General features: G+C 62.0%; 11 protein-coding genes. 8 read left to right on the top strand and 3 right to left on the bottom strand.

The annotated features are described in order from the left end of the window. Positions 1-3 precede the first annotated feature (3 nt). The 4 genes from NPS58_RS08660 (at position 4) to lpxC (ending at position 4,413) form a co-directional block, all read left to right on the top strand. Positions 4-873 carry a cell division protein FtsQ/DivIB gene (locus tag NPS58_RS08660; RefSeq protein ID WP_274115051.1) on the top strand — a complete coding sequence of 290 codons (870 nt, stop codon included), beginning with the start codon at positions 4-6 and terminating at the stop codon, positions 871-873. A 14-nt stretch (positions 874-887) separates the two neighbouring features. Further along, complete coding sequence (gene ftsA, locus NPS58_RS08665) at positions 888-2,141, top strand: cell division protein FtsA (RefSeq protein ID WP_274115052.1); 1,254 nt, start codon at positions 888-890, stop codon at positions 2,139-2,141. A 57-nt stretch (positions 2,142-2,198) separates the two neighbouring features. Continuing rightward, positions 2,199-3,389: a cell division protein FtsZ gene (gene ftsZ / locus NPS58_RS08670; protein ID WP_274115053.1), complete on the top strand. Its 1,191-nt coding sequence runs from the start codon at positions 2,199-2,201 to the stop codon at positions 3,387-3,389. A gap of 112 nt (positions 3,390-3,501) precedes the next feature. Further along, on the top strand, positions 3,502-4,413 hold the full coding sequence (gene lpxC / locus NPS58_RS08675) for a UDP-3-O-acyl-N-acetylglucosamine deacetylase (protein ID WP_010220795.1): 912 nt from the start codon (positions 3,502-3,504) through the stop codon (positions 4,411-4,413). Positions 4,414-4,481: 68 nt separating this feature from the next. Here the strand turns inward: lpxC and NPS58_RS08680 are convergent, their stop codons facing one another. Then, the gene (locus NPS58_RS08680) at positions 4,482-4,949 is read right to left on the bottom strand and encodes a DUF721 domain-containing protein (protein WP_274115054.1); all 468 of its coding nucleotides are present in this window, start codon (positions 4,947-4,949) and stop codon (positions 4,482-4,484) included. Positions 4,950-5,232: 283 nt separating this feature from the next. Here NPS58_RS08680 and secA point away from each other — a divergent pair, with 283 nt between their 5' ends. The 4 genes from secA (at position 5,233) to NPS58_RS08700 (ending at position 11,006) form a co-directional block, all read left to right on the top strand. Further along, positions 5,233-7,968 (top strand): preprotein translocase subunit SecA, encoded by a 2,736-nt coding sequence (gene secA / locus NPS58_RS08685; protein ID WP_274115055.1) that lies wholly within the window; start codon positions 5,233-5,235, stop codon positions 7,966-7,968. A 126-nt stretch (positions 7,969-8,094) separates the two neighbouring features. After that, on the top strand, positions 8,095-9,312 hold the full coding sequence (gene argJ, locus NPS58_RS08690; protein WP_274115056.1) for a bifunctional glutamate N-acetyltransferase/amino-acid acetyltransferase ArgJ: 1,218 nt from the start codon (positions 8,095-8,097) through the stop codon (positions 9,310-9,312). Positions 9,313-9,429: 117 nt separating this feature from the next. Next, positions 9,430-10,062: a glutathione S-transferase family protein gene (locus NPS58_RS08695; RefSeq protein WP_274115057.1), complete on the top strand. Its 633-nt coding sequence runs from the start codon at positions 9,430-9,432 to the stop codon at positions 10,060-10,062. Continuing rightward, the gene (locus tag NPS58_RS08700) at positions 10,059-11,006 is read left to right on the top strand and encodes a Nudix family hydrolase (RefSeq protein ID WP_274115058.1); all 948 of its coding nucleotides are present in this window, start codon (positions 10,059-10,061) and stop codon (positions 11,004-11,006) included. The genes NPS58_RS08695 and NPS58_RS08700 overlap by 4 nt, the downstream gene beginning before the upstream one ends. 26 nt (positions 11,007-11,032) lie before the next feature. On the opposite strand, the gene NPS58_RS08705 is transcribed toward NPS58_RS08700, so the two are convergent. Together NPS58_RS08705 and NPS58_RS08710 are read right to left on the bottom strand one after the other, a co-directional pair. Further along, complete coding sequence (locus NPS58_RS08705; RefSeq protein ID WP_274115387.1) at positions 11,033-11,593, bottom strand: cob(I)yrinic acid a,c-diamide adenosyltransferase; 561 nt, start codon at positions 11,591-11,593, stop codon at positions 11,033-11,035. 2 nt (positions 11,594-11,595) lie between these two features. Beyond that, positions 11,596-13,632 (bottom strand): sensor histidine kinase, encoded by a 2,037-nt coding sequence (locus tag NPS58_RS08710; RefSeq protein WP_274115059.1) that lies wholly within the window; start codon positions 13,630-13,632, stop codon positions 11,596-11,598. Positions 13,633-13,635 lie beyond the last annotated feature (3 nt).

A 13,635-nucleotide genomic window follows, 5' to 3' on the forward strand; every position in this document is an offset into this window, starting at 1 on the left:
CCCATGCAAGGCGCGATGTTACGTCATCAGCAACCCGCCACCGGCCGTAGCAAGCCGGTGCCGCGTGGTGCCAGCCGGATGGTGGCCAAGGAGCCACTGTCGGCGCGCCTGCCCAAGGCCAACTTCAGCGTCTTCAAGCGCCTGCTGTGGCCGGTGCTGCTGGTGGCCGCAGGTTTTGCCGCCTACGAAGGCGCGCAACGCCTGATGCCCTATGCCGACCGGCCGATCACCAAGATCGCCGTGCAGGGCGACCTGAGCTACATCAGCCAGCAGGCTGTGCAGCAGCGAATTGCCCCATATGTGTCGGCCAGCTTCTTCACCGTCGACCTTGCCAGCATGCGTGCAGAACTGGAGCAAATGCCCTGGATCGCCCATGCCGAGGTACGCAGGGTCTGGCCGGATGAAGTGGTGATCCGCCTGGAAGAACAGTTGCCGGTGGCGCGCTGGGGAGAGGAGGCCTTGTTGAACAACCAGGGCCAGGCATTCACCCCGCGCGAACTGGCCAACTATGAGCACCTGCCGCAGCTGTTCGGGCCGCAGCGGGCGCAGCAACAAGTGATGCAGCAGTATCAGGTACTGAGCCAGATGTTGCGGCCAATGGGCTTCTCGATTGCCCGGCTGGAGTTGCGTGAACGCGGCAGCTGGTTCCTGACCACTGGCGCCGGTAGCGCAGGTGCGGGGGTCGAACTGCTGTTGGGACGCGATCATCTGGTGGAAAAGATGCGCCGTTTCATTGCCATTTACGACAAGACACTCAAAGAACAGATCACGAACATCGCCCGCATCGATCTGCGTTACGCCAATGGCCTGGCCGTTGGCTGGCGGGAAACGATTGCACCGACGACGGCCCAACCCGCCGTTGCGAAGAATTAGAGAGAGGCAGGACCATGGCAAATGCGCATAGCGGCAAAATGATCGTCGGGCTGGATATCGGCACCTCCAAGGTAGTGGCGCTGGTAGGCGAAGTCGCCGCCGACGGTACCCTGGAAATCGTCGGTATCGGCACCCACCCGTCACGCGGGCTGAAGAAGGGCGTGGTGGTCAATATCGAATCGACCGTGCAGTCGATCCAGCGTGCGGTGGAAGAAGCCCAGCTGATGGCCGGCTGCCGGATCCACTCCGCCTTCGTTGGCGTGGCCGGCAATCACATCCGCAGCCTGAACTCCCACGGCATCGTCGCGATCCGCGACCGTGAGGTCAGTGCCGCAGACCTTGAGCGCGTGCTGGACGCCGCCCAGGCCGTTGCCATTCCTGCCGACCAGCGGGTGCTGCACACCCTGCCGCAGGACTATGTGATCGACAACCAGGAAGGCGTGCGCGAGCCACTGGGCATGTCGGGCGTACGTCTGGAAGCCAAGGTCCACGTGGTGACCTGCGCCGTCAATGCCGCGCAGAACATCGAGAAGTGCGTGCGCCGCTGTGGCCTGGAGATCGACGACATCATCCTCGAGCAGTTGGCCTCGGCCTACTCGGTGTTGACCGATGACGAGAAGGAACTGGGCGTGTGCCTGGTGGACATCGGCGGTGGCACCACCGATATCGCCATCTTCACCGAAGGCGCCATTCGTCACACCGCCGTGATCCCGATTGCCGGCGACCAGGTGACCAACGATATCGCCATGGCCCTGCGCACCCCGACCCAGTACGCCGAAGAGATCAAGATCCGCTACGCCTGTGCCCTGGCCAAGCTGGCCGGTGCCGGCGAAACCATCAAGGTGCCGAGCGTCGGCGATCGCCCGCCGCGCGAACTGTCGCGCCAGGCCCTGGCCGAGGTGGTCGAGCCGCGTTACGACGAACTTTTCACCCTGATCCAGGCCGAACTGCGCCGCAGTGGCTACGAAGACCTGGTGCCAGCGGGCATCGTCCTGACCGGCGGTACTTCGAAAATGGAAGGCGCAGTAGAGCTGGCCGAAGAAATTTTCCACATGCCGGTACGCCTGGGCGTGCCGCATAGCGTTCGGGGCCTGAGCGACGTCGTGCGCAACCCGATTTATTCCACCGGTGTGGGCCTTCTGACCTACGGCCTGCAAAAGCAGTCCGACGGCGTGACCCTGACCGGCAACAGCAGCAGCAACTATGGCGATGAACCCAAGGCACCAGCGTTCGAGCGCTTCACTCGCTGGGTCAAAGGCAACTTTTAAAAGTTTCAAAGCAGTAGTAGTAGGCGCAAAAACTAGAGAACAGTAAGGAGAGGGAAAATGTTCGAGCTCGTAGACAACGTCCCGCAAAGTCCGGTCATCAAAGTGATCGGCGTCGGTGGCGGCGGTGGCAACGCCGTCAATCACATGGTCAAGAGCAACATCGAAGGCGTCGAGTTCATCTGCGCCAACACCGATGCTCAAGCGCTGAAAAACATCGGCGCGCGCACCATCCTGCAACTGGGCACCGGCGTGACCAAGGGCCTGGGTGCTGGCGCCAATCCGGAAGTCGGTCGTCAGGCCGCGCTGGAAGATCGCGAGCGCATCGCTGAAGTGCTGCAGGGCACCAACATGGTGTTCATCACCACCGGCATGGGTGGCGGTACCGGTACCGGTGCTGCGCCGATCATCGCCGAAGTGGCCAAGGAACTGGGCATCCTCACCGTTGCGGTGGTTACCCGTCCGTTCCCGTTCGAAGGCCGCAAGCGCATGCAGATCGCCGACGAAGGCATCCGCGCGCTGGCAGAAAGCGTCGACTCGCTGATCACCATCCCCAACGAGAAGCTGCTGACCATCCTGGGCAAGGATGCCAGCCTGCTGTCCGCCTTCGCCAAGGCTGACGACGTACTGGCCGGTGCCGTTCGCGGTATCTCCGACATCATCAAGCGTCCGGGCATGATCAACGTCGACTTCGCCGACGTACGGACCGTGATGAGCGAAATGGGCATGGCGATGATGGGCACTGGCTGCGCCAGCGGTCCGAACCGTGCACGTGAAGCGACCGAGGCAGCCATCCGCAACCCGCTGCTCGAAGACGTCAACCTGCAGGGTGCTCGCGGCATCCTGGTGAACATCACCGCAGGTCCTGACCTGTCGCTGGGTGAGTACTCGGACGTCGGTAGCATCATCGAAGCCTTCGCTTCCGATCACGCCATGGTCAAGGTCGGTACTGTTATCGATCCGGACATGCGTGACGAGCTGCACGTGACCGTGGTTGCCACGGGCCTGGGCGCGAAGATCGAGAAGCCGGTCAAGGTCATCGACAACACCATGCAGACTGTCGCCATGCAGACCGCAGCCCCTGCGCCTGTGCGCCAGGAACAAGCGTCGGTGAACTATCGTGACCTGGAGCGTCCGACCGTGATGCGCAACCAGGCGCATGCCGGTGCAGCCGCCGCTGCCAAGCTCAATCCGCAAGACGATCTGGACTATCTGGACATTCCAGCTTTCCTGCGTCGTCAGGCCGATTGATGAAATTTATCAGGGGTATAAGGGTGATTGGTGTTCAGCAAAGGCCGGGTCTGGTATTATCCCCAGCCTTTGTTGATACCAGTTCGCAATTTGCGCTGAAGCGGCCAATGCCATGATTAAACAACGCACCCTGAAAAATATTATCCGTGCCACAGGTGTCGGCCTGCACTCCGGGGAAAAGGTTTACCTGACCCTCAAACCCGCACCTGTGGATACCGGCATCGTATTTCGCCGTGCCGACCTCGACCCCGTGGTGGAAATTCCTGCCCGCGCGGCCAATGTCGGCGAGACGACCATGTCGACGACTCTGGTCAATGGCGATACCAAGGTAGACACGGTGGAGCACTTGCTCTCGGCCATGGCTGGCCTGGGCATCGATAACGCCTACGTCGAGCTCTCCGCGTCCGAAGTGCCGATCATGGACGGTAGCGCTGGGCCCTTTGTATTCCTGATTCAATCTGCCGGCCTGGAAGAACAGGACGCAGCCAAGAAGTTCATCCGCATCCTGCGCGAAGTGACAGTGGAAGACGGCGACAAGCGCGCCACTTTCCTGCCGTTCGACGGATTCAAGGTGAGTTTCGAGATCGATTTCGATCACCCGGTGTTCCGTAACCGGACTCAAAGTGCCAGCGTGGACTTTTCCAGCACCTCGTTCGTGAAGGAAGTCAGCCGCGCCCGTACCTTCGGGTTCATGAGCGACATCGAGTACCTGCGCAAGCACAACCTCGCGCTCGGCGGCAGCGTGGAAAACGCCATCGTGGTCGACAAGGACGGCGTGCTCAATGAAGACGGCCTTCGTTACGAAGACGAATTCGTCAAGCACAAGATCCTCGACGCCATCGGCGACCTCTACCTGCTGGGCAACAGCCTGATCGGCGAGTTCAAGGGCTACAAGTCCGGACACGCGCTGAACAACCAGCTGCTGCGCAAGCTGATCGAGGAAAAAGATGCCTGGGAAGTGGTGACATTCGAAGATGCCAGTACGGCACCGATCTCTTACATGCGTCCAGTTGCGGCAGTGTAAGTTCGAACACTCTCTCTAGTGATTGAGGCCACCTTCGGGTGGCCTTTTTTATTGCCCGTTCCTACGAGTCACTCGCCGGCAGTGTTCTTGTCTCGCGCATGGCTGGCCAGGCGTTCCAGCGCGGCTTTGAGCTTCGGATCGCTGATGCCCTCGGCGGTGGCCTGGATGCTTTCGGCAGCGCGGGTGGAGAGGTCGGCGGTGTGGCCGACAGCGCGGCTCTGGGTGGTCGGCGGTTGGACCTTGAACAGGATGCGGGTGAGGCTCGAAAACGCCTCGAGGGTCTGCAGCTGGCGTTGCAGGCGCTTTTGCTGGTAGCGCAGGCGAGTGGCCCAGTGGCCGTCGGTGACGATCAGCAGCAGCGTCCCTTCGCGCCAGGAGGCGATATGGCAGTGTTCGCGGGCAGCCGGCTGCAACTGGCTGTCGAGCAGCTTTTGCAGTTGCGCCAGGCGCTGGGCCTGGCTGAACAGGGCTTTGAGCGGCCGAGCTTCGCGCAGCAGAACCGCTGGGGCGCGTGCCGGCAAGGGGCGAAAAGCCATGGGGATACACCTGAAGTTACAGAACAGGCATCTTATCAGATCCCCTGGCAAGCGCCTTGTCCGGGTGCCAGGTGAAAACTTCATGTAGCCAATGGGTTGAAGTTGTGAAAAAAGCCCTTATTGTAAAAAAGCCCCGTCAAAGCGCTGTGCCAGCATCGTGGAAATCCGCCACTTTCCTCACCATCGTTTCCGGGTAGAATGCTCGTTCGCATGCGGCCATAAGGGCTGCACGGGCGACTCACGGGGCCGCCCTCCATCCCTATGTGTGGAAGATCCTGCCAATATGTTTGCGCCTTTGTTAAAAAAACTTTTTGGAAGCAAGAACGAGCGTGAAGTCAAACGCATGCTCAAGACGGTACAGATCGTCAATGCCTTCGAAGAGCAGATGGTGGCTCTCTCCGACGAGCAGCTGCGGGCCAAGACCGCCGCGTTCAAAGAGCGCCTGGCCAAAGGCGAAACCCTCGACCAGCTGTTGCCCGAAGCCTTTGCGGTTGCCCGTGAAGCGGGCAAGCGCGTCATGGGCATGCGTCACTTCGATGTGCAGCTGATCGGCGGCATGACCTTGCACGAAGGCATGATCGCAGAAATGCGCACCGGTGAAGGCAAGACCTTGGTCGCAACCCTGGGCGTGTACCTCAATGCCTTGTCGGGCAAGGGCGTTCACGTGGTCACGGTCAACGACTACCTGGCTCGCCGTGACGCCAACTGGATGCGTCCGCTGTATGAATTCCTCGGCCTGACCGTCGGCGTCGTCACGCCGTTCCAGCCGCCAGAAGAAAAGCGCGCTGCCTATGCGGCCGACATCACCTACGGCACCAACAACGAATTCGGTTTCGACTACCTGCGCGACAACATGGCCTTCAGCATGGAAGAGAAATTCCAGCGTGAGCTGAATTTCGCCGTGATCGACGAAGTCGACTCCATCCTGATCGACGAAGCGCGGACCCCGCTGATCATCTCTGGCCAGGCCGAAGACAGCTCCAAGCTGTACATCGAGATCAACAAGCTGATCCCGCGCCTGAAGCAGCACATCGAGGAAGTCGAAGGCGAGGTGACCCAAGAGGGTCACTACAAGATCGACGAGAAGAGCCGCCAGGTCGAGCTCAACGAAGCCGGTCACCAGTTCATCGAGGAAATGCTCGCCCAGGTCGGCCTGCTGGCCGAAGGCGAGAGCCTCTACTCGGCGCACAACCTGGGCCTGCTGACCCACGTCTACGCCGGCCTGCGCGCACACAAGCTGTTCCACCGCAACGTCGAGTACATCGTCCAGGACGGCCAGGTCCTGCTGATCGACGAGCACACCGGCCGTACCATGCCGGGTCGCCGTTTGTCCGAAGGCCTGCACCAGGCCATCGAGGCGAAGGAAAACCTGAATATCCAGGCCGAGAGCCAGACCCTGGCATCGACCACCTTCCAGAACTACTTCCGTCTGTACAACAAGCTGTCCGGCATGACCGGTACCGCAGACACCGAAGCCTTCGAGTTCGCCCAGATCTATAACCTCAACGTTATGGTCATCCCGCCGAACAAGCCGCTGGCCCGTAAGGACTTCAACGACCTGGTCTACCTGACGGCCGACGAGAAGTACGCAGCGATCATCGCCGACATCAAGGAAAGCATGGCCCAGGGCCGCCCGGTGCTGGTGGGTACTGCCACCATCGAAACCTCCGAGCACATGTCCAACCTGCTCCAGAAGGAAGGCATCGATCACAAGGTACTGAACGCCAAGTACCACGAAAAAGAAGCCGAGATCATCGCCCAGGCCGGCCGTCCAGGCGCGCTGACCATCGCCACCAACATGGCCGGTCGTGGTACCGACATCCTCCTGGGTGGTAACTGGGAAGTCGAAGTCGCCGCCATGGAGAACCCGACCCCCGAGCAGATCGCCCAGGTCAAGGCCGACTGGCAGAAGCGTCACCAGCAGGTGATCGAGTCCGGTGGCCTGCACGTGATCGCCTCCGAGCGCCATGAATCGCGTCGTATCGACAACCAGCTGCGTGGCCGTTCCGGCCGTCAGGGTGACCCGGGCTCCAGCCGCTTCTACCTGTCGCTGGAAGACAGCCTGATGCGCATCTTCGCCTCCGACCGGGTGAAGAACTTCATGAAGGCCCTGGGCATGCAGTCCGGCGAGGCCATCGAGCACCGCATGGTCACCAACGCCATCGAGAAGGCCCAGCGCAAGGTCGAAGGGCGCAACTTCGATATTCGTAAGCAACTGCTCGAATTCGACGACGTGGCCAACGAGCAACGTAAAGTTATCTACCACATGCGTAACAGCCTGCTGGCAGCCGACAACATTGGCGACACCATCGCCGACTTCCGTCAGGAAGTGCTCGACGCCACCGTTTCCCAGCACATTCCACCGCAGTCGCTGCCCGAGCAGTGGGACGTGGCCGGCCTGGAAGCGGCGCTGGCCAGCGATTTCGGGGTCAAGCTGCCGATCCAGCAGTGGCTCGACGAAGACGACCACCTGTACGAGGAAACCCTCCGTGCCAAGCTGATGGAAGCGCTGCTGGCGGCCTACAACGAGAAGGAAGAGCAGGCCAGCGCCGAAGCCCTGCGTACCTTCGAGAAGCAGATCCTGCTGCGCGTCCTCGACGACCTGTGGAAAGACCACCTGTCGACCATGGATCACCTGCGTCACGGTATCCACTTGCGTGGCTATGCCCAGAAGAACCCGAAGCAGGAGTACAAGCGCGAGTCGTTCAACCTGTTCCAGGAACTGCTCGACTCGATCAAGCGCGACACCATCCGCGTGCTGTCCCATGTTCAGGTTCGCCGCGAAGATCCGGTCGAAGAAGAAGCCCGCCTGCGCCGCGAAGCCGAGGAGCTGGCATCGCGCATGCAGTTCCAGCACGCTGCAGCACCTGGCCTGGAGCAAGCCCAGGAGCAGGAAGAGGGCGCTGAAGTCGCCGTTGCCGCTGCCCCTGTACGCAACGAACAGAAGCTGGGCCGTAACGAACTGTGCTGGTGTGGTTCGGGCAAGAAGTTCAAGCACTGCCACGGCCAGATCAACTAAGTCGTCTGCCCGGCAGTACGCTGATTCATGAACACCGCGCCGCGACAGGTTTCCAACCGTCGCGGCGTTGTTCCATCTCAAGCACCGGCATCATCGGGCCGGTGTATTTTTTCTAGGAGCGCTTACATGGCTGTTGGTCTTGGTCCTTTGCCAACGTTGCACCCGGTTCCAGGTTTCGAACTCGGTATCGCCTCTGCGGGTATCAAGCGCCCGGGGCGCAAGGACGTAGTGGTCATGCGCTGCGCCGAAGGCTCCAGCGTTGCCGGCGTGTTCACCCTCAACGCGTTCTGCGCAGCCCCGGTGATCCTGGCCAAGCAGCGCGTGCAGGGTACTGTGCGCTATCTGTTGACCAACACCGGCAATGCCAACGCCGGCACCGGCGCGCCGGGCCTGGCAGCCGCCGAGCGCACCTGCGCCAAGCTGGCCGAGTTGACCGGCGTCGATGCCAGTGCCGTGTTGCCGTTCTCCACCGGTGTGATCGGTGAGCCGTTGCCGGTCGAGAAGATCGAAGGCGCCCTGCAAGCGGCCCTGGATGACCTGTCGGAAAACAACTGGGCCGAAGCCGCCACCGGCATCATGACCACCGACACCCTGCCCAAGGGTGCCAGCCGTCAGTTCCAGCATGAAGGCGTGACCATTACCGTTACCGGTATCAGCAAAGGTGCCGGCATGATCCGCCCGAACATGGCCACCATGCTCGGCTACATCGCCACCGACGCCAAGGTCGCTCCTCATGTGCTCAAGGACCTGATGCTCGACGGGGCCAACAAGTCGTTCAACCGCATCACCATCGATGGCGATACCTCGACCAACGACTGCTGCATGCTGATCGCTACCGGCAAGGCCGATGTCGCCGAGGTTGTCGAAGCCCGCGGCGCGCTGTTCGAGGCGCTGAAAAAGGCGGTGTTCGAGGTGTGCATGGAAGTGGCCCAGGCCATCGTCCGTGACGGCGAGGGTGCGACCAAGTTCGTCACCGTCGAAGTCAACGGCGGCGGCAACCACCAGGAGTGCCTGGATGTCGGCTATGCGGTGGCTCACTCGCCGCTGATCAAGACCGCGCTGTTTGCCTCCGACCCGAACTGGGGCCGGATCCTGGCCGCGGTCGGTCGTGCCGGCGTGCCGGACCTGGACGTCAGCCTGATCGACGTGTACCTGGGTGATGTCTGCATCGCCAGCAAGGGTGGCCGCAGCGCCAGTTACACCGAAGCCCAGGGTTCGGCGGTGATGGCTGAAGAAGAAATCACCATCCGCATCGAGCTGGGTCGTGGCCAGTGCAGCGAAACCATCTGGACCACCGACCTGTCCCACGAGTACGTGAAAATCAACGCCGAGTACCGTACCTGAGACCGTTGTGCGGCTGATCGCCGGCAGCGCCGGCTTCCACAGATGTGTGTGGGAGTCGGCGTTGCCGGCGATCCAGTTGCGAAGGTCCTTTCTCTCCACACCCCCTGGAGCCGAACCATGAGCTACCACCTGATCATCGGCGACAAGCTGTACTCCTCCTGGTCGCTGCGCGGCGCCCTGGCCCTCGAACTGGCCGGAGCCGACTACGAAGAAACCCTGATCAAACTCAACCAGCCCGATACCCGCGCACGCCTGCTCGAGCATTCGCCAACCGCCAAGGTACCGCTGCTCAAGTGCGAGCACGGGGTGATTGCCGACTCGCTGGCCATTGCCGAGTACCTGGCCGAGCGCCATCCCGAAGCCAACCTGTGGCCCACCGATATCGGCGCCCGTGCCCAGGCACGCTCTGCCTGCGCGCAGATGCACAGCGGGTTCTTCGCCTTGCGCGGCACCATGCCGTTCGATCTGTCTCGTGACGAAGCGCTGGAGAACATACCGCTGGATGTACAGGTCGACATCGACCGCATCGTTGCACTGTGGTCCGAATGCCGCCTGGCATCCAAGGAAGCAGGTCCTTTCCTGTTCGGCACGCCGAGCCTGGCCGATGCTTTCTTCGCGCCGGTCGCCGTTCGACTGCGTACCTATCGCGTGGACGTGCCGGCGCAAGCGGCTTCCTACATCGAGACCATCTACAACTGGCCGGCTTTCCAGGCCTGGCAAAAGGCTGGCCTGGCGGAGCGTGAAGGGTGAAACGTGTACATGTAGCGGCAGCGGTCATTCGCGGTACCGACGGTCGTATCCTGATTGCCCGTCGCGCCGATAGCCAGCACCAGGGTGGCCTGTGGGAGTTTCCCGGAGGCAAGGTGGAAGAGGGCGAAGCAGTCGAAGTCGCGCTGGCCCGTGAGTTGAACGAAGAGCTGGGGATTGTCGTCACTGCCGCCCGGCCGCTGATCAAGATCAAGCATGACTACCCGGACAAGCAAGTGCTGCTGGATGTCTGGGAAGTCGGCAGCTTTACCGGCGAGCCTCATGGTGCCGAAGGCCAACCGCTGGCCTGGGTGACGGCCCGTGAACTGCCACACTACGATTTTCCCGAGGCCAATCAGCCGATCGTGGCCGCCGCACGCTTGCCCGGCGAATACCTGATCACCCCGGATGGCCTGGAAGTCCCGCAGATGCTGCGTGGCATCCAGAAAGCCATCGCGGGGGGGATCAAGCTGGTGCAGTTGCGCGCCCCGAACATGTACGACCCCAAGTACCGCGACGTGGCGGTTGATGCGGTGGGGCTGTGTGCGGGCAAGGCGCAACTGATGCTCAAGGGGCCGCTGGAGTGGCTGGGGGATTTCCCGGCTGCCGGGTGGCACCTGACGTCCGAGCAATTGCGCAAGTACGCGAGCAAGGGCCGGCCGTTCCCGAAAGAGCGTTGGTTGGCGGCGTCCTGCCACAATGCCGAGGAGTTGTCCCTGGCCGAACAGATGGGCGTGGACTTTGTCACCCTGTCGCCGGTGCAGGCGACCCAGACGCATCCTGATGCCCAGCCGCTCGGTTGGGACCAGGTGCGGCAGATGATCGAGGGCTTCAACAAGCCGGTGTATCTGCTAGGGGGTGTGGGGGCGACCGAGCGGGAGAAGGCCTGGCAGCACGGTGCCCAGGGTGTTGCAGGGATCCGGGCATTCTGGCCTGAAGTTTTGTAGGGGCGGGCTTGCCCCGCGAGGGGCCGTCAAGGCTTCGCCGCAGCTACCCAAAGCACCTCAGCCACCCCTTGGCGCCGGCCAATCAATCGCGCCGCCACAAACAGCAAGTCGGACAACCGGTTGATATAGGCCAGTCCAACCCCGGCCAGCGGTTCGACACGGTTCAATTGCTGGCAACGCCGTTCGGCACTGCGCGCAAGGCTTCGACACACATGTGCCTGGGCGATCAGTGCCGAGCCACTGGGCAGGATGAAGTTTTCCAGAGGTCCCAACTCTTCGTTCCAGAGGTCGATGGCCGCCTCCAGGCGCTCCACTTCGGTGGTATTGAGCGCCTGATAGCTGGGCATCGCCAGCTCGCCCCCCAGGTCGAACAATCGGTGCTGGCAAGGCGCCAATACCTCGATGACTTCGTCCAATCCCTGTCCAGCCAGCCCGGCCAGTAGCAGGCCCAGCTGACTGTTGAGGCTGTCGACCTCGCCAATGGCTTCGATCCTTGGATGATCCTTGGGCACCCGCCGGCCATCGCCCAGGCCGGTTTCGCCTTTGTCGCCGGTGCGGGTGTAGATCTTCGACAATCGAAAACCCATGTTCATGACTCCGTCTTGTGTGGCTCGACCGTCGGGGTCGAGGTGCTGGCCAGTGGCAGGCGCAAGGTGAAGCAGGTTCCTTGGCCCGGCGCCGATTGCACTTCCATCTGGCCCTTGTGGTTGTTGGTGATGATGAAGTAAGAGACCGACAGGCCAAGGCCTGTTCCCTGGCCGATTTCCTTGGTGGTGAAGAACGGCTCGAAGGTGCGCTTGCGTACCGCTTCAGGCATGCCGACACCGTTGTCCTCCACCTGGATCTCCGCCCACGGCGGGTTGAGGCGCGTGCGCAGGGTGATGCGGCCCGGTTCGCTGTCGTCTTCGCGCAGGTGAATGGCCTGGGCGGCGTTTTTCAGCAGGTTGAGCAGCACCTGTTCCAGCTCGTTGGCGGTGCAGGGTACCGGGCCCAGGTTAGGATCGAACTGGCGGACGATGGCCTGGCCCTTGAAGTCGAAGCCGATGGTCAGGTCGAAATCATTGCCGGCGATCTCCACGGCCTGGTCGATCAGGGCCGGCAGGTCGCAGGGCGCCAACTGGCGGTTGCTGCGCCGGCTGAAGCTGAGCATGTGGGTAACGATTTTGGCGGCGCGTGCACCGGCCTGTTGAATGCCGTCGAGCAGTTGCGGGACTTCACGGTTGTCCAGGTAGCGGTTGACGGTGAGCAGGTCGATACCGATCTCCTCGGCTTGCTCCAGGTTCTTTGCAAGGTCTGGCGACAAGCGCCGGCGAATGTTCTGCACATTGTGCAGGATCGCCCCCAGCGGGTTGTTGATCTCATGGGCCATGCCGGCTGCCAGGCCGCCGACCGAGAGCATCTTCTCCGACTGCACCATCATTTCCTCGAGGGACAGGCGCTGGGTGATGTCGTCGATACGGATCACCACGCCGCGGCCGCCGCCACCCATCAGCGGGTAGAAGGTCAGCGCGTAGTGTCGCGCATCGTCGCCTTTGGTCCAGGTAACCCGTTCGATCTTTTCCACCCGATGCTTTTCGACGCTGTCCTTGAGCTGCGGCAAGAAGGGCTTGAGGGGCTCGAAGGCGAGGAAAATCGGCTGGTTCAACGCCTCGTCCAGGGGGGTGCCGGAAAGTGCGCTGGCTTCCTGGTTCCACTGGGTAACGTAGAGCTGCTCATCGAGGGCGATCAACGCCGACGGCATCGAGTCGATGATGCTGTTGAGGTAGTTCTGGAAACCTGTGAGCTTCTTCTCGATCTTGCTTCGAACCTGGACTTCGAGCTCCAGCTTGCGGTTGGTGTGGCGGGTTTCTTCGGCCAGGCCCTGGGCCTGGTCAAAGGCCTGCTGGAATTCGTCGCGGGTCCGCTTGAGCTGTTGTTCGCGGGCTTCGATGCGCGAAAGCATGGTGTTGAAGGCCTCGGCCAGGCTGCCGATCTCGTCGTCATTGCCGCGCTTGGCACGCAGGGCGTAGTTCTCCTCGCGGGTAACCTGGCGCGACACCTCTTCGAGCTGGTAGATCGGCTGGGTAATCAGCCGCTTGATCTGGCGGGCAATAATCATCCACAGCAGGATACTGAACACCAGGATGCCGAGGCTCGCGGTGAGGGTGCCGGTATAGAAGGCCACGGGCAGTTCGCTGCTGGCTACCAGCAGCAGGTGGCCGGGCGGGCCGCCCGGGCGTGGCAGCTGGGTCAGTTGGGTGCTGCGAAACTCGGTCAGGCGCCAGTTTTCGATATTGCGGTAACGCTTGGGCAAGGGCAGGACTTCGCCGTGCTGCAATTGCGCGAGCAATTTGCCGTCACTGCCGTACACCGCTGCAGCGCGCAGCGGGGTGTAGCTGTCGAGTTCCTTGAGCAGGGCCTTGGCCGACTCCGGCGAATCGGCCGCCTGGGTGGCCAGTTGCGGATTGGCCACCAGCCGGCCGATGGTCTGCAGGGCCTGTGGTGCCATGCTTTCCTGGGAGATCCAGTAGGCGGCGCTGATAAAGGTCAGGTTGGCCACCAGCAGGATGGTGATCAGCAATACCAGCAGGGCAGCCAGCAGTTTCTGGCCGACCGGCAGGTTTTCCAGGCGTTCGCGAAGCGTCATGTG

This window comes from Pseudomonas putida (assembly GCF_028682455.1).
GTDB lineage: Bacteria > Pseudomonadota > Gammaproteobacteria > Pseudomonadales > Pseudomonadaceae > Aquipseudomonas > Aquipseudomonas putida_AA.

Coding starts and splice junctions, on each gene's coding strand:
- NPS58_RS08660 (WP_274115051.1), top strand. CDS start 4: ATGCAAGGCGCGATGTTACGTCATCAGCAACCCGCCACCGGCCGTAGC.
- ftsA (WP_274115052.1), top strand. CDS start 888: ATGGCAAATGCGCATAGCGGCAAAATGATCGTCGGGCTGGATATCGGC.
- ftsZ (WP_274115053.1), top strand. CDS start 2,199: ATGTTCGAGCTCGTAGACAACGTCCCGCAAAGTCCGGTCATCAAAGTG.
- lpxC (WP_010220795.1), top strand. CDS start 3,502: ATGATTAAACAACGCACCCTGAAAAATATTATCCGTGCCACAGGTGTC.
- NPS58_RS08680 (WP_274115054.1), bottom strand. CDS start 4,949: ATGGCTTTTCGCCCCTTGCCGGCACGCGCCCCAGCGGTTCTGCTGCGC.
- secA (WP_274115055.1), top strand. CDS start 5,233: ATGTTTGCGCCTTTGTTAAAAAAACTTTTTGGAAGCAAGAACGAGCGT.
- argJ (WP_274115056.1), top strand. CDS start 8,095: ATGGCTGTTGGTCTTGGTCCTTTGCCAACGTTGCACCCGGTTCCAGGT.
- NPS58_RS08695 (WP_274115057.1), top strand. CDS start 9,430: ATGAGCTACCACCTGATCATCGGCGACAAGCTGTACTCCTCCTGGTCG.
- NPS58_RS08705 (WP_274115387.1), bottom strand. CDS start 11,593: ATGGGTTTTCGATTGTCGAAGATCTACACCCGCACCGGCGACAAAGGC.
- NPS58_RS08710 (WP_274115059.1), bottom strand. CDS start 13,632: ATGACGCTTCGCGAACGCCTGGAAAACCTGCCGGTCGGCCAGAAACTG.